At 59.6% G+C, this 15,044-nt stretch carries 12 protein-coding genes and 1 pseudogene; 5 read left to right on the top strand and 8 right to left on the bottom strand.

The window, feature by feature from the left end; all coding sequences use genetic code 11:
* Nucleotides 1-112: 112 nt before the first annotated feature.
* Complete coding sequence (locus tag AFK24_RS03355; RefSeq protein WP_065831891.1) at nucleotides 113-1,480, bottom strand: inorganic triphosphatase; 1,368 nt, start codon at nucleotides 1,478-1,480, stop codon at nucleotides 113-115.
* A gap of 375 nt (nucleotides 1,481-1,855) precedes the next feature.
* Here AFK24_RS03355 and argE point away from each other — a divergent pair, with 375 nt between their 5' ends.
* Nucleotides 1,856-3,004, top strand: a complete 1,149-nt coding sequence (argE, locus tag AFK24_RS03350) for an acetylornithine deacetylase (protein ID WP_065831890.1) — start codon at nucleotides 1,856-1,858, stop codon at nucleotides 3,002-3,004.
* Between the two features lie 127 nt (nucleotides 3,005-3,131).
* On the top strand, nucleotides 3,132-4,430 hold the full coding sequence (argA, locus tag AFK24_RS03345) for an amino-acid N-acetyltransferase (RefSeq protein WP_065831889.1): 1,299 nt from the start codon (nucleotides 3,132-3,134) through the stop codon (nucleotides 4,428-4,430).
* Nucleotides 4,431-4,558: 128 nt separating this feature from the next.
* Here argA and gshA read toward each other — a convergent pair whose 3' ends face one another.
* The 3 genes from gshA to AFK24_RS03330 form a co-directional block, all read right to left on the bottom strand.
* Nucleotides 4,559-6,145 carry a glutamate--cysteine ligase gene (gene gshA / locus AFK24_RS03340; protein WP_065831888.1) on the bottom strand — a complete coding sequence of 529 codons (1,587 nt, stop codon included), beginning with the start codon at nucleotides 6,143-6,145 and terminating at the stop codon, nucleotides 4,559-4,561.
* Nucleotides 6,146-6,373: 228 nt separating this feature from the next.
* Nucleotides 6,374-6,757 carry a PaaI family thioesterase gene (locus AFK24_RS03335; protein ID WP_065831887.1) on the bottom strand — a complete coding sequence of 128 codons (384 nt, stop codon included), beginning with the start codon at nucleotides 6,755-6,757 and terminating at the stop codon, nucleotides 6,374-6,376.
* Nucleotides 6,757-9,081 (bottom strand): Tex family protein, encoded by a 2,325-nt coding sequence (locus AFK24_RS03330; RefSeq protein ID WP_065831886.1) that lies wholly within the window; start codon nucleotides 9,079-9,081, stop codon nucleotides 6,757-6,759. Before AFK24_RS03330 ends, AFK24_RS03335 begins: the two co-directional genes overlap by 1 nt.
* A gap of 246 nt (nucleotides 9,082-9,327) precedes the next feature.
* On the opposite strand from AFK24_RS03330, the gene ompR reads away from it, so the two are divergent.
* Nucleotides 9,328-10,068, top strand: a complete 741-nt coding sequence (gene ompR, locus AFK24_RS03325) for an osmolarity response regulator transcription factor OmpR (RefSeq protein ID WP_020293262.1) — start codon at nucleotides 9,328-9,330, stop codon at nucleotides 10,066-10,068.
* Between the two features lie 157 nt (nucleotides 10,069-10,225).
* Entirely contained in the window at nucleotides 10,226-11,548 is a 1,323-nt protein-coding gene (locus tag AFK24_RS03320; RefSeq protein ID WP_065831885.1) for an ATP-binding protein, read from the top strand.
* 94 nt (nucleotides 11,549-11,642) lie between these two features.
* On the opposite strand, the gene rimK is transcribed toward AFK24_RS03320, so the two are convergent.
* From rimK to AFK24_RS03305, 3 genes are read right to left on the bottom strand one after another with little or no spacing between them, the layout of a single operon-like run.
* Complete coding sequence (gene rimK / locus AFK24_RS03315; protein WP_020293260.1) at nucleotides 11,643-12,548, bottom strand: 30S ribosomal protein S6--L-glutamate ligase; 906 nt, start codon at nucleotides 12,546-12,548, stop codon at nucleotides 11,643-11,645.
* On the bottom strand, nucleotides 12,545-12,994 hold the full coding sequence (locus tag AFK24_RS03310) for an ATP-dependent zinc protease family protein (protein ID WP_170826278.1): 450 nt from the start codon (nucleotides 12,992-12,994) through the stop codon (nucleotides 12,545-12,547). The genes rimK and AFK24_RS03310 overlap by 4 nt, the downstream gene beginning before the upstream one ends.
* 49 nt (nucleotides 12,995-13,043) lie before the next feature.
* Entirely contained in the window at nucleotides 13,044-13,826 is a 783-nt protein-coding gene (locus AFK24_RS03305; RefSeq protein ID WP_065831883.1) for an EAL domain-containing protein, read from the bottom strand.
* A 122-nt stretch (nucleotides 13,827-13,948) separates the two neighbouring features.
* Here AFK24_RS03305 and AFK24_RS03300 point away from each other — a divergent pair, with 122 nt between their 5' ends.
* The gene (locus tag AFK24_RS03300; protein ID WP_065831882.1) at nucleotides 13,949-14,356 is read left to right on the top strand and encodes an RNA-binding S4 domain-containing protein; all 408 of its coding nucleotides are present in this window, start codon (nucleotides 13,949-13,951) and stop codon (nucleotides 14,354-14,356) included.
* Between the two features lie 175 nt (nucleotides 14,357-14,531).
* On the opposite strand, the pseudogene AFK24_RS03295 reads toward AFK24_RS03300, so the two are convergent.
* Nucleotides 14,532-14,948: pseudogene (locus AFK24_RS03295) on the bottom strand (phosphatase PAP2 family protein); the annotation flags it as partial.
* Nucleotides 14,949-15,044 lie beyond the last annotated feature (96 nt).

Raw genomic sequence — 15,044 nt, 5'->3', positions numbered from 1 at the left:
TGGGAACGCAAATCCTGTAGGACCGGATTTATCCGGGAGCACTGCATTCCCAACGGTGGATATGCTGCTCCCGGCTGAAGCCGGTCCTACGAGTTTTGCGTCGCAACAGCGCTTACAACCGCAGCAAGGTTTTCCAGGCGCGGCTCTGGAACACCACGATGGTCTGTTGCACACGAGCGTCCAGCACTTCGTCGCTGATCGGCTGTTCAGCTACGTGCACCAGCTTGTTCAGTTCGCCGAACAGACGATCCAGCTCAGGCAGATCCAGCGCGCCCCGGGCGTGATGCAGCCAGGCCTGGATGCGCTCGATACGTGGCAGTTGCTCGGCGAGATCTTCCGGCTGCTGCTGATAACGACCCAACTGCAAGGCCCTCGCTTCGTCAGCCAGCAGACGCGGCAACCAGCTGGCCAATTGCGCAGCGCCCTGGCGGTTGCCACGGTTGTTGCGTTCGGCGGTCCAGCTGCGGGTCAGCAACCAGCGGGAGGTGTTCAGCGAGAACAAACCCCAGCGTGTGTCCTGCATTTCTTCCAGGAACTGCTCGTGAGCGGCGTTGCGCACATCGCCATCTTCCTGACCGGCCTGCACCAGCGGGCGCCAGTCTTCCAGCAACGCATCCAGGGCAGTCCGCAGTTCAGCCGACGAAGAGCGCGGCGCGGCCTGACCGAGGCTGCCGGTCAGCGAACGCAATTCAACCAGCAACGCGACCCAGTCCTGCAACAAGCGCCAGTGGCCATTGAAGCGATATTGCTCGGCCAGACGCTGACTGCTGCCCAACAGATGCCAGGCCAGCGCGGAATACGCGTCGTCCAGCGGCATTTCGGCGTGCAGTTGTGGCGTCGGCAGACTCAGGGAATAACTGTTGGCGTCGAACAGGCGATAGCCGCGCTCAGCCTTGCTGATATCGCACGGCATCAGCGGCAGCGTCAGGGCCAACTCGGCGGCCAGCTCCAGCAGCGCAGCCGGATCGCCTTCGCGCAATTCCAGCTCCAGCTCGCAGATTTCTTCCTTCTGCTTGCCCGCGACAACCTGGCCCAGATCCAGTGCGGCTTCGATCACCACCTTGGCCTTACCCCGCCCCCAGGCGATTTCCGCCTTCTCGCGGATGAAATCAGTGGTGAACAGCGGCTTGATGGTTTTTTTGTCCAGCTCGGCCAGTTGCTCCGGCCAGCATTCGCCATCGAGCTTTTTCAGATCCAGCTTGGCTTTGGGCAGATCCCAGTTGTACTCGTTGCGCTCCGACAGGCCGGCAATGCTCTGCCCGCGCGTCTTGAGGGTCTGGATGATCTGCTCGCCATCACGACGCAGGCGCAAGGCAACCTTGGCGTTGGCCAGGTCGCGCTCAGGCGTGTCGAAATACTGGTTGGACAGCTCAAGACGCTCCCAACCACTTTTGTTGCGTTTCTTCAGCAACGGGTGTTCGCGCAGTGCAGCGAGGGTTTCGCGGCTGACGCGGAGTTTGATTTCTGTTTCTTTCTGCATGGCCGGGAATCCAGACGCTGATAACTAAAAACGGGGGCGCAGCCTGTTGTCTTGTGGCTGCTGAGGTCGTGCAGTGTACAGGACATGGCCGGTAACAGGCCGGATCTGGTTTGCCGAGTATAAAAGCTGCTCTGCAGTCTCTCTGTTGGAGCGAGGCTTGCCCGCGAATCAGACGCTGCGGTGCGGCAGAACTACCTCATTATCGTTTTTCGCGGGCAAGCCTCGCTCCAACGGGACAGCGCTTGCTTCCCGGCAGCGCGGCTTATCGACGAGATACGGCTATAAAAGCGCTTTCAAACATCCTTGATCGGTTTATTACCAACACCCAATAGCCCTATGATGGTCCGCGTGTTGACCCGCTTTGAGGAATCATCGATGTCCTTGCCGTCCATGAAAGACCAGTTTGCCGCCCTGATCGCCACGCCTTCGGTGAGCTGCACGCAGCCTTCCCTGGACCAGTCCAATCGCGCGGTTATTGATCTGTTGGCGACCTGGCTGGGCGATCTGGGCTTTGCCTGTGATATCCAGCAGGTCTCGCCGGGAAAATTCAATCTGCTGGCCAGTTTCGGCAGCGGCCCCGGCGGCCTGGTGCTGGCGGGACACAGCGATACCGTGCCGTTTGACGGCGCGTTGTGGCAGACCGATCCGCTGAAGCTGACCGAAGTTGACGGCCGCTGGGTAGGATTGGGCAGCTGCGACATGAAAGGCTTTTTCGCGCTGGTCATCGAAGCCGTGCAGCCACTGCTGGACAAGCCGTTCAGGCAACCGCTGCTGATCCTCGCCACCTGCGACGAAGAAAGCTCGATGGCCGGCGCTCGGGCGCTGGCTGAAGCCGGTCGGCCGCTGGGACGCGCAGCCGTGATCGGCGAACCCACCGGGCTCAAGCCGATTCGCCTGCACAAGGGCGTAATGATGGAGCGCATCGATATTCTCGGGCGCAGCGGCCATTCGTCCGATCCGAGCTTGGGCCACAGCGCCCTGGAAGCCATGCACGATGCGATCAGCGCGCTGAAAATCCTGCGCCAGCAATGGCAGCTGGAATATCGCAATCCGCAGTTCAGCGTGCCGACGCCAACCCTGAATTTCGGCTGCATCCATGGCGGCGACAACCCGAATCGAATCTGCGGCCAATGCTCCCTGGAGTTCGATCTGCGGCCGTTGCCGGGCATGGACCCAAGCGTGTTGCGCGCGGCGATCCGGCAAAAACTGGAGCCGCTTGCGGAGCTGCATCAGGTGAAAATCGATTACGCGCCACTGTTTCCCGAGGCTCCGCCGTTCGAACAGGACGCCGATGCGGAACTGGTGCGGGTTGCCGAGCGTCTTACAGGACATCGCGCCGAGGCGGTAGCATTCGGCACTGAAGCAGCTTATTTTCAGCGTTTGGGTTGCGAGACGCTGGTATTGGGCCCTGGCGACATTGCGTGCGCGCATCAACCGGGCGAATACCTTGAAATGTCACGCTTGCAGCCTACTGTGCGTCTATTGAGCCAGTTGATCGAACATTATTGCTTGAGCCCGCAATGACTCGGGCGCTGTTGACCACCCAGAAAAGGAGAGTGCGCGTGTTGCCAGGCCTGTTCCGACGATAACCATTTCACGGTTGTGAGTGTTTTTGTCCTTCGTCCATCTTTTCTCGCAGGCTCCCAAGGTTATGCACGAGTACGTCAACTGGCTTCGCCACGCTTCGCCTTATATCAACGCTCACCGGGATCGCACCTTTGTCGTGATGTTGCCCGGCGACGGTGTTGAACATCCCAATTTCGGCAATATCGTCCACGACCTGGTGCTGCTGCACAGCCTGGGCGTGCGTCTGGTGCTGGTTCATGGTTCGCGACCCCAGATCGAAAGCCGTCTGGCAGCGCGTGGCCTGACGCCCAAGTTTCATCGCAACCTGCGCATTACCGATGCCGAAACCCTGGATTGTGTGATCGACGCGGTTGGCCATTTGCGCCTGGACATCGAAGCGCGCCTGTCCATGGACATGGCCGCCTCGCCGATGCAGGGCTCGCGGCTGCGGGTCACCAGCGGCAATCTGGTTACGGCGCGGCCAATTGGCGTGCTCGAAGGCGTGGATTACCAGCACACCGGCGAAGTGCGTCGAATCGACCGCAAAGGTATCAATCGCCTGCTGGACGAGCGCCATATCGTGCTGTTGTCGCCGATTGGTTATTCGCCAACCGGCGAGATTTTCAATATCGCCTGTGAAGACGTCGCGACTCGCGCTGCTATCGATCTGGGCGCCGACAAGCTGCTGCTGTTCGGCGAAGAGCCCGGCTTGCTTGATGAACAAGGGCGCCTGGTGCGCGAGCTGCGGCCGCAACAGGTTCCCGCGCACATGCTGCGTCTGGGCACCAATTATCAGGCGGAGCTGCTGGAAGCGGCGGCCGAAGCCTGTCGCGGCGGCGTCGGGCGCAGCCACATTGTCAGCTACGTGGAAGACGGCGCGCTGCTCACCGAGCTGTTCACTCGTGACGGCGGCGGTACGCTGGTGGCGCAGGAACAATTCGAACTGGTACGCGAAGCGGCCATCGAGGACGTCGGCGGCCTGATGGACTTGATCACGCCGCTGGAAGAGCAAGGCATTCTGGTGCGCCGTTCCCGCGAAGTGCTGGAGCGTGAGATCGAGCAATTCAGCGTAGTCGAGCGCGAGGGGTTGATCATCGCCTGTGCGGCGCTGTATCGCATCGCCGATTCGGACGCGGGCGAGCTGGCGTGTCTGGCGGTGAACCCGGAATACCGCCACGGCGGTCGCGGCGACGAATTGCTCGAACGCATCGAAACCCGCGCCCGCGAACTGGGCCTGAAAACCCTGTTCGTCCTCACTACCCGCACCGCCCACTGGTTCCGCGAACGCGGCTTCGAGCCAAGCACTGTCGACCGCATGCCCGCGGCAAGGGCATCGCTCTACAACTACCAGCGCAATTCGAAGATCTTCGAGAAGGCGTTGTAAACGGGTAATCATGAACCTGTAGGAGGAAATTCATTCCCGAAGACGGCAGCTCGGCAGATGCAAGTCTGTTGGCTGAACCGTCGCCTTCCCGGATGAATCCGGTCCTACAGGTTGATGCCGCGAATCGGTCAGTTACTGATCCGCAGAATACTCGCCTGATAAGCCCCGACGAACGTATCGAAATCCACCACTTCTTCGGTCTGTTCCAGCTCGGCCTGTTCGACGATGGAGGTTCGGGCCAGGGTTTCGAAGTTCGATTGCTCCTCGACGCTCAGCGGGTTGCTGCGGAAGTAATCGGCATGCAGCTGGCTCTGGCGCATCGAGAATGCGGTGAAGCCTTCCTTGTGCTCGGTCATGCTTGCCAGCACTTTGGCCGAAGGGGTCAGGGATGAGTCGTTGACCTTCGATTGCTGCGCCGCGATCGACTTGATGTGTTCGTCAGTGCCTTGCGCTTCGTCGAGCAGCAGGGCGATCGGTTTGATCTTCTCCAACAGCTCGGTCGCCCAGGCTTTCAGGTCGATGGTGCTGTCATTGCGATTCAATTCCAGGCCCGGACGGCGGCCTTCCTTGACCACGGTCAGGAAGTTCGACGCAGCATTGTTGCACTCGTTATTGGCCAGTTGCGGGCTTTCCTGCAGGGCGCAATACAGCACGAACGCATCGATGAAGCGCGATTGCTGCAAGTCGATGCCGGTCGGCAGGAACGGGTTGATGTCCAGGCAGCGCACTTCAACGTATTGCACGCCACGGGCAACCAGCGCCTGAATCGGACGTTCGCCCGAGTAGGTCACACGTTTCGGGCGGATATTGGAGTAGTACTCGTTTTCAATCTGCAACACGTTGGTGTTGAGCTGAATCCACTCGCCGTCCTTGTGGGTGCCGATTTCGACATACGGCGCGTAGGGCGTTGCCACCGCTTTGCGCAGGCTGTCGGTGTAGCTGAGCAGATCGTTATAGCAAGGCGTCAGACCAGCCTGGGCGTTGCTTTGATAGCCCAGATCGCTCATACGCAAGCTGGTCGCGTACGGCAGATAGAGTGTGTCGGCATCGAACTGATCCAGCTGATGCGCTCGCCCGCGCAGGAAACCAGCGTCCAGGGCCGGCGAAGCGCCGAACAGGTACATCAGCAACCAGCTGTAGCGGCGGAAGTTACGGATCAGTGCAATGTAGGAATGCGACTGATACTCGCGAGCGCTGCCTTCGAACTGCTCGGTTTGCTTGAGCACCGGCCAGACCGCTTCCGGCAGGGAAAAATTGTAATGAATCCCGGCGATGCACTGCATGGTCTTGCCATAACGCAGGGCCAGCCCCTTGCGATACACGTACTTGAGCTTGCCGATATTCGACGTGCCGTAATAGGCAATCGGAATGTCTTCTTCGGCAGGCAGCGGGCAAGGCATCGACGGGCTCCAGAGGAACTCGCTGCCCAGCTTGCTGTAGGCAAATCGGTGGATCTTGTCGAGGCTTTCCAGGGTGGCCGCCGGATCAGCCAGCGCGGGCGTGATGAACTCCAGCAACGACTCGGAATAGTCAGTGGTAATCAGGCTGTTGGTCAGCGCAGCGCCCAGCTCTTCAGGGTGAGGCGTCTGGGCCAGGCGTGCTTCGCCGGTCACGCGCAGGCATTCACGCTCAATACCGTGCAGGCACTGCTCCAGCAGAGAGAGGTTAGTGCGCTCGCCAAGCAAAGCCAGGCGGCGGTTGAGAAGTTCGCTCAAGTTGGATTCCTTCACGCGTCAGTCGCCCCAATATGGGGGTGGACATGCCGGTGTACAAGGGTGAGGTGGGAACTGGCGTTGTCGCCTGGTTTTGCGCCCTATAGATAGTTCGTACAGAGCCTGGTTCGAAAACGCCATTACCCGTTGCCCATTCTGGCCACAGCGAACCCGGAAAATTCCGACGCCGCTTTCGCAACGCCGAAATTAACTCAAATCCGGGGGTGACAGCTAGAGCACAGCGAACGTGCCTTGTGCTTTTGCGACCAGTTTGTCGCCCTGGACCACTTCGGCTTCGACGACCAGTGTGCGACGGCCCGCATGCAGCACCTTGGCGATGCACAGGACTTCGCCCTCAGCGACCGCGCGCACGTAGTTGATCTTGCATTCGATGGTCGCGCTGCGCTGATCAAAGCCATGGGAACTGGAGCAAGCCAGGCCCATGGCGATATCGACCAGGCTGAAAATCGCGCCGCCGTGCATCACGTTGCCGCGATTGCGCAGGTGCGGCTCCAGCGGCAGCGCCACTTCGGCAACGCCGACGTCGAGCCGCCGCAACTGGCAGCCGATGGCGCGAAAATACGCGCTTTCGGTAAGGCCTTCAGGAATGTCCATCAGCGCTTCTTCAGTTGTTTGGCGTTGGCGAACAGCGAAGCCATGGCGTTGTTCGCCGGGGCTGCTGCCTGGGTTTCCTTGCGTGGCGCGCTGCTCTGCTGCTGACGCGGGGCCGAGCCCGGCCGTGCGCCGCGAGCGCCGTCGATTTTCTCGCCCGGAGTGTCGCTCATGCGCATCGACAATCCGACGCGTTTGCGCGGGATGTCCACTTCCATGACCTTGACCTTGACCACGTCGCCCGCTTTCACCGCTTCACGCGGGTCCTTGATGAATTTCTCGGACAGCGCCGAGATATGCACCAGACCGTCCTGGTGTACGCCGATATCGACGAACGCACCGAAGTTAGTGACGTTGGTGACGACACCTTCGAGGATCATGCCCAGTTGCAGGTCTTTCAAGTCTTCAACGCCTTCCTGGAACTCGGCGGTCTTGAACTCCGGACGTGGATCACGGCCCGGTTTTTCCAGCTCTTGCAGGATGTCGGTGACCGTTGGCAGACCGAAGGTTTCGTCGGTGTACTTTTTCGGGTCCAGACGCTTGAGGAAACTGGCGTCGCCGATCAGCGAGCGGATATCACGGTCGGTTTCAGCAGCGATGCGCTTGACCAGCGGATACGCTTCCGGGTGAACCGCCGAGGAATCCAGCGGATTGTCGCCGTTCATCACACGCAGGAAACCCGCCGCCTGTTCGAAGGTTTTTTCGCCCAGACGCGGGACTTTCTTCAGCGCCGCACGGGACTTGAACGCACCGTTTTCATCGCGGTGAGCGACGATATTCTGCGCCAGCGTGGTGTTGAGGCCGGAAATCCGCGCCAGCAGGGCAACCGAAGCGGTATTCACGTCGACGCCAACCGCGTTCACGCAATCTTCGACCACAGCGTCCAGGCCACGGGCCAGCTTGAGCTGCGAAACGTCATGCTGATATTGGCCGACGCCGATGGACTTCGGATCGATCTTCACCAATTCGGCCAGCGGATCCTGTAAGCGACGGGCGATGGACACCGCGCCACGGATCGACACGTCCAGATCCGGGAATTCCTTGGCGGCCAGTTCCGACGCCGAATACACCGAAGCGCCAGCCTCGGAGACCATGACCTTGGTCATTTTCAGGCCTGGGTATTTTTTGATCAGTTCGGCGGCGAGCTTGTCGGTTTCACGGCTGGCCGTGCCGTTGCCGATGGCGATCAGGTCCACCGAATGCTTGGCGCACAGCGCAGCCAACACGGCGATGGTCTGATCCCACTGGTTCTTCGGCACGTGCGGGTAAACCGTGGCGTAGTCCAGCATCTTGCCGGTGGAATCGACCACCGCGACCTTGCAACCGGTGCGCAGGCCTGGGTCCAGGCCCAAGGTGGCGCGCGGGCCGGCCGGAGCGGCGAGCAGCAGGTCATGCAGGTTGTGGGCGAACACATTGATCGCTTCGGTTTCCGCGCCTTCGCGCAGTTCGCCGAACAGGTCGGTTTCCAGATGGCTGTAGAGCTTGACCTTCCAAGTCCAGCGCACCACTTCGCCCAGCCATTTATCGGCAGGACGGTTCTGGTTTTGCAGACCGAAACGCTCGCTGATCATCATTTCGCAAGGGTGCATGGCGCCGGGCAATTCTTCGCCGACCTTCATGGCCGAACTGAGGAAACCTTCGTTGCGGCCGCGAAAAATCGCCAGCGCGCGGTGCGACGGCATGCTTTTCAGCGGCTCATCGTGCTCAAAGTAATCGCGAAACTTGGCGCCTTCTTCTTCCTTGCCGGCCACGACCCGGGCGCTGATCACCGCTTCCTGCTTGAGGAAGCTGCGCAGCTTGTCCAGCAAGGTCGCGTCTTCGGCGAAGCGTTCCATGAGGATGTATTTGGCGCCTTCCAGCGCGGCTTTGACATCGGCGACACCTTTTTCGGCGTCCACGAAGCGTGCGGCTTCGGTTTCCGGCGTCAGGCTCGGGTCGCTGAACAGGCCGTCAGCCAGTTCACCAAGGCCGGCTTCGAGCGCGATCTGGCCCTTGGTGCGGCGTTTTTGCTTGTAAGGCAGGTACAAATCTTCGAGGCGGGTCTTGGTGTCAGCGAGTTTGATATCGCGGGCCAGCTCGGGGGTCAGCTTGCCTTGCTCTTCGATGCTGGCAAGGATGCTGATGCGCCGCTCGTCGAGTTCACGCAGGTAGCGCAGGCGCTCTTCAAGATGACGCAATTGCGTGTCATCGAGGCTGCCAGTCACTTCCTTGCGGTAGCGGGAAATGAAGGGCACTGTCGAGCCTTCATCCAGTAGCGCTACGGCCGCTGCGACTTGTTGCGGGCGGACACCGAGTTCTTCGGCGATGCGACTGTTAATGCTGTCCATAAGACCACCTGGAGTTGTGAGCAAAAAAATCTGTTGCTAGCGAACTGCCATGTTCAGGCGTTGCCTGACTTCAAGGGCGGCGCATTATACCCAGCGCTGCCCGATTAGGGGATTAGCCGATCAAACCGCTCTATTTGCGCCGGAAAACAGCTGCCAGTGGCGGCCCCGGTAAAATCTGCTAACAATGCACACGGTGCGCATCACAGCAGCTACGCCATAATGCGCGCCGAGATCAAAGGAGCATCTATGAGCAGCACTGCACAAACTGCTGAAGGCGAAAAAATCCTGATCGTTGATGACGATCCGGGATTGAGCAGCCTGTTGGAACGTTTTTTCACCAGCAAGGGCTATCGCGCCCGGGCCGTGGCCAACGTCGAACAAATGGATCGCCTGCTGGCGCGCGAGGTGTTCAACCTTGTGGTTCTGGACTTGATGCTGCCTGGCGAAGATGGCCTGTCTGCCTGCCGTCGCCTGCGCGCCGCCAACAATCAGGTTCCGATCATCATGCTGACCGCCAAGGGCGACGAGCTGAGCCGCATCAAGGGTCTGGAACTGGGCGCTGACGATTACCTCGCCAAGCCTTTCAACCCCGATGAGCTGATGGCCCGCGTCAAGGCTGTCTTGCGTCGTCAGGCTGCGCCGGTCCCTGGTGCGCCGGGCAGTGAAGACGAGTCGGTCAGCTTCGGCGACTACGAGCTGTCTCTGGCAACCCGCGAACTCAAGCGTGGCGAAGAAGTACACATGCTCACCACCGGTGAATTTGCCGTACTCAAGGCGCTGGTGATGCATGCCCGCGAGCCGCTGACCCGCGACAAGCTGATGAATCTGGCCCGTGGTCGGGAGTGGGATGCTCTGGAGCGTTCGATTGACGTGCAGATTTCCCGTCTGCGCCGCCTGATCGAGCCGGACCCGTCCAAGCCACGCTACATCCAGACCGTCTGGGGTGTTGGTTATGTATTCGTTCCTGATGGCGCCGGTAATCGATAATCGGTTTTCGTCAGCTACTCGAAGCCGCTGCCAGTCACGTCGATAACCCTTGAAGGGGTTATCGACGTTTTGGTTTTCGCGTTCCTGCGTTTGACATCATTCGCGTTTCGCAAACCCTGCGAGCCTGGCTCGCCCTGCAAAGTGTATAGCTGCAGTTATGAAGACCCCGCTCTGGTTTCCGCAAAGCTTTTTCTCCCGCACCCTCTGGCTGGTGCTCATCGTCGTGCTGTTTTCCAAGGCGTTGACCCTGGTTTATCTGCTGATGAATGAGGACGTGCTGGTCGACCGGCAATACAGCCATGGCGTGGCGTTGACCTTGCGTGCCTATTGGGCGGCCAAAGAAGACGACCGCGAGGCGATTGCCGATGCAGCGGGCTTGATTCGTGTGGTGGGCGGCGGTGTACCGGAGGGCGAGCAGCACTGGCCGTACAGCGAGATCTATCAGCGCCAGATGCAGGCCGAGCTGGGGGCCGACACCGAAGTCCGTTTGCGCGTCCACGCACCGCCCGCCCTGTGGGTGCGTGCGCCGAGCCTTGGTGACGGCTGGCTGAAAGTCCCGTTGTATCCGCATCCACTGCGCGGGCAGAAAATCTGGAGCGTGCTGGGCTGGTTCCTGGCCATTGGTTTGCTGTCCACGGCGTCCGCCTGGATTTTCGTCCGGCAACTCAACCAGCCGCTTAAACGTCTGGTCTTCGCCGCCCGCCAACTCGGGCAAGGACGCAGCGTACGCCTGCCGGTGAGCGATACGCCCAGCGAGATGACCGAGGTTTACCGGGCCTTCAACCAGATGGCCGAGGACGTCGAACAGGCCGGTCAGGAGCGGGAACTGATGCTGGCCGGGGTTTCCCATGACCTGCGCACGCCGCTGACTCGCTTGCGGTTGTCGCTGGAACTGATGACAGATGAAAACGAACTGACCGAGGGCATGGTGCGTGACATCGAAGACATGGACGCCATTCTTGATCAGTTCCTGGCGTTCATCCGCGACGGCCGTGACGAAGAAATCGAAGAAGTCGACCTGAGTGATCTGGTGCGTGAAGTGGTTGCGCCCTACAACAACCCGGAACTCTCCGAAGAGCAGATTCGCTTGTGCCTGGAAACGATCCCGCCGTTCCCGCTGCGTCGGGTGTCGATGAAGCGCCTGCTGAACAATCTGATCGGCAATGCCATGCATCATGCGGGGAATGGCATCGAAGTGGCGGCTTACGTGTCAGGCGACGCCAATGCGCCCTACGTGGTGCTGAGCGTACTGGATCGCGGGACGGGTATCGATCCATCGGAGCTGGAAGTGATCTTCAATCCCTTCATCCGTGGCGATCGTGCCCGCAGCGGCAAAGGCACCGGTCTGGGTCTGGCCATCGTCAAGCGCATCGCTGCCATGCATGGCGGCAATGTGGAACTGCGTAATCGTTCAGGTGGCGGGCTGGAAGCGCGAGTGCGCCTGCCGCTGGGGCTGATGTTGCCAAGGGATGCGGTTTAAAACGACGTGTGTGTGGGAGCGAGCTTGCTCGCGAGCTGCGGTATCTGAAACACCGCCTCGCCAACAAGTTGGCTCCTACACAATCACGATGCCGTCAGCCTTTCCCTTTAGTCCGCGTCATATGCGGGCCGCTATTTTTCTCCAGGTATTCGATAATCATCCCGGCCACGTCCTTGCTGGTGGTGACTTCGATACCTTCCAGCCCCGGTGACGAATTGACTTCCATCACCAGCGGCCCGTGATTGGAGCGCAGGATGTCGACGCCCGCGACGCTCAGGCCCATGACCTTGGCGGCGCGAATGGCGGTCATGCGCTCTTCCGGGGTGATCTTGATCAGGCTGGCGCTGCCGCCACGATGCAGGTTGGAGCGGAACTCGCCTGGCTTGGCCTGACGCTTCATCGAGGCGATGACCTTGTCGCCGACCACGAAGCAGCGAATATCCGCGCCGCCCGCCTCCTTGATGTACTCCTGAACCATGATGTCTTGCTTGAGGCCCATAAACGCCTCGATCACCGATTCAGCGGCGGTTGCCGTCTCGCACAGCACGACGCCGATGCCTTGGGTGCCTTCCAGCACCTTGATCACCAGGGGCGCGCCGTTGACCATCTGGATCAGGTCGGGAATATCATCCGGTGAGTGAGCAAAACCGGTGACCGGCAGGCCGATCCCGCGCCGTGACAGTAATTGCAGCGAACGCAGCTTGTCCCGCGAGCGGGCGATGGCCACCGACTCGTTGAGCGGGAACACACCCATCATTTCAAACTGGCGCAACACCGCGCAGCCATAAAACGTCACTGAAGCCCCGATGCGCGGGATCACCGCGTCGAAACCTTCCAGCGGTTTGCCGCGATAGTGAATCTGCGGCTTGTGGCTGGCGATGTTCATATAGGCGCGCAGGGTGTCGATCACCACCATCTCATGGCCGCGTTCAATACCAGCTTCGACCAGACGACGGGTTGAATACAGACGCGGGTTACGCGACAGCACAGCGATCTTCATGCAGCACCTGTGGCAGAGGTAGTCGAGGCCGGAAATACCGGCTTGTCCTGAACATAAGTAATGCCGGGATTGACGACTAGTTGGCCGTCGATCAAAGCGTTGGATCCGAGCAGCAAGCGATAGCGCATTGCTTTGCGGCAAGCCAGCGTGAATTCCACCGGCCAGACGCGATCACCCAAAGCCAGGGTGGTGCGAATGACGTAGCGTACCTGCGCATGGCCGTTGGAGCTTTTAATGGTTTTCATCGCGACCAGCAGCGCTTCGCAACGGCGATGGCGCAACTGAACGACCGTACCCAAGTGAGCGTTGAAGCGAACCCATTTCTGGCCATCGCGCTCGAAAGGTTCGATTTCCGTGGCATGCAGGCTTGAGGTGCTTGCACCGGTATCGATTTTCGCCCGCAGGCCAGCTACCCCTAAGTCAGGCAGCGCCACCCACTCGCGCAGGCCGATGACAGTCAGATGATCAAATGTTTTCAAAGAGATTCCGTACTACTCACGCTGTCTGCCAGGCACCAGGATCAACCTGGGCCAATGCTTTGAATGCAGGTTTGGCGAACCAGAAGCCTTGCATCAGAAAAATCCCGCAGTCGGCGAGGAAGTCTCGCTCTTCGGCACACTCGATGCCTTCGGCGATGACTGTAACCCCCAACTCCGTACACATTGTGACAACCCCACGAACGATAGCCTGACGAACGCGATCGCGGTGAATATCTCGAATTAAATGCATGTCGAGTTTTATCAGGTCCGGCTGAAAATCCGCCAGCAGCCCCAGGCCTGAATAGCCGGCACCGAAATCGTCAATCGCCGTCATGAAACCGAATTCGCGGTATTCACGCAGAATATTGGTCAAATGGCGATTGTTATCGAGGTGTTCGGCTTCAATAGTCTCGAAAATCAGGCGGTCCAGCGGGAAGTTATGGGTCCGAGCGGCCTCCAGCGTGCTGCGAATGCACAGCTCTGGGCGATAGACCGCGTTGGGCAGAAAATTGATCGACAGCCGTTCGTTCATGCCCAGCGCGGCAGCCCCAGCGATGGCATGCATGCGACACAGCTGATCGAAGCGATAGCGGTTCTGGTCGGTCACCTGACTGAGCACCGACAGCGCGCCTTCACCCTTGATGCCTCGCACCAATGCCTCATGAGCAAAAACCGACTGATCGCGCAAATCCACGATGGGCTGGTAGGCGAATGCAAATGAAAAGTCGAGTTCGGGGCTGTTTTTGCAGCCCTCGCAGCCGACTTTAGGTGAGGTCAATGACGAAGGAAATTCAGTCATATCGCACTCCATAAAGAGAAAGACTGGTGGGGAGACGAGGATGTTGACGCCGGTAATCGTATTACTGGCGTATCGCGCCTGACGTAGTACAGTTCTGACTATGGCTTAGTTAAGGAATTCATATGGCACAAAAGTCAGAAGAAGACGACAAAGTTCGTCTGGATAAATGGTTGTGGGCGGCGCGATTCTTTAAAACCCGTGCGCTCGCCAAAGCCGCTATCGAGAACGGCAAGGTGCATTGTCGGGGCGAGCGTTGCAAGCCCGGCAAGGAGCCGCACATCGGCGACGAGATCCTGGTTCGCATCGGTTTTGAGGAACGTACGGTGGTGGTGCAGGCGCTATCGACCGTGCGCCGCGGCGCTCCGGAAGCGCAGACGCTGTACAGCGAAACCCCGGAAAGCATCGCCAAGCGGGAAAACGCCGCTGCACAACGCAAGGCAGGCAACCTGGGCATGACCACCGACGGCAAGCCGAGCAAGAAGCAACGCCGGCAGCTGTTTCAGTTCCGTGGTTCGAGTAATGATGATTGAGTCCTCTGTAGGAGCGAGCGGGCGGCGTTCCGACTTGCCCGCGAATCGGGCGCCTCGGTGAACCAGACTCACCGCGTCAAGTTCTTCGCGGGCAAGCCTCGCTCCTACAGATCGCCTAGCTGTCGCGCACCACACTCAAGCGATTAACCACCGGTAACTTCTCACCCAGCCGGAAAACCGGCGCAGTCAGCACCATGGAGGGGCTGTCATGTTGCAGGCTGCTGTGATCCAGCCATTTTGAAAACAACGTGCGAATCACCAACAGCAAAAGCAGAACCGCAACAAAGCCAAATAGCGCCGCGCGCGCCGGAATGGCCTTGAACACCCAATCGCCCTTGATCAGCAAGGACAACAAGATCAGGCCGACCACCGCATCGAAAGGCCGCATACTGGCGACAGTCCAGATGTCGAGCCACACTGCGTTCTGCTCCAGCGGTTCGTTGAGCAGATGGAACAGCCATTCATCGAAACGGGTAAAGAGTGCATGGCCGGTCGGCCACATCCAGATACCCAACAGGGCAATAGCGATTAAATTGCACAACACGAGCCGGCTGATGTTCCACCTGGCTTGGAAGACTGCGGGATAGTCCATAAAATGCCCCTCATCGACATGGCAAGTCGCACCACTAAAGTGCGAAACGGCGCTTTATAGACGCTTGTCATCATTTTTGTCATCACTTCAGATACC

The organism is Pseudomonas syringae (genome assembly GCF_001698815.1).
Classification (GTDB): Bacteria; Pseudomonadota; Gammaproteobacteria; order Pseudomonadales; family Pseudomonadaceae; genus Aquipseudomonas; species Aquipseudomonas syringae_A.
Note: the sequence above shows the minus strand (reverse complement) of the source record. Positions and strands in the feature narration are given on the sequence as shown.

Coding starts and splice junctions, on each gene's coding strand:
- AFK24_RS03355 (WP_065831891.1), bottom strand. CDS start 1,480: ATGCAGAAAGAAACAGAAATCAAACTCCGCGTCAGCCGCGAAACCCTC.
- argE (WP_065831890.1), top strand. CDS start 1,856: ATGTCCTTGCCGTCCATGAAAGACCAGTTTGCCGCCCTGATCGCCACG.
- argA (WP_065831889.1), top strand. CDS start 3,132: ATGCACGAGTACGTCAACTGGCTTCGCCACGCTTCGCCTTATATCAAC.
- AFK24_RS03335 (WP_065831887.1), bottom strand. CDS start 6,757: ATGGACATTCCTGAAGGCCTTACCGAAAGCGCGTATTTTCGCGCCATC.
- AFK24_RS03330 (WP_065831886.1), bottom strand. CDS start 9,081: ATGGACAGCATTAACAGTCGCATCGCCGAAGAACTCGGTGTCCGCCCG.
- ompR (WP_020293262.1), top strand. CDS start 9,328: ATGAGCAGCACTGCACAAACTGCTGAAGGCGAAAAAATCCTGATCGTT.
- AFK24_RS03320 (WP_065831885.1), top strand. CDS start 10,226: ATGAAGACCCCGCTCTGGTTTCCGCAAAGCTTTTTCTCCCGCACCCTC.
- rimK (WP_020293260.1), bottom strand. CDS start 12,548: ATGAAGATCGCTGTGCTGTCGCGTAACCCGCGTCTGTATTCAACCCGT.
- AFK24_RS03305 (WP_065831883.1), bottom strand. CDS start 13,826: ATGACTGAATTTCCTTCGTCATTGACCTCACCTAAAGTCGGCTGCGAG.
- AFK24_RS03300 (WP_065831882.1), top strand. CDS start 13,949: ATGGCACAAAAGTCAGAAGAAGACGACAAAGTTCGTCTGGATAAATGG.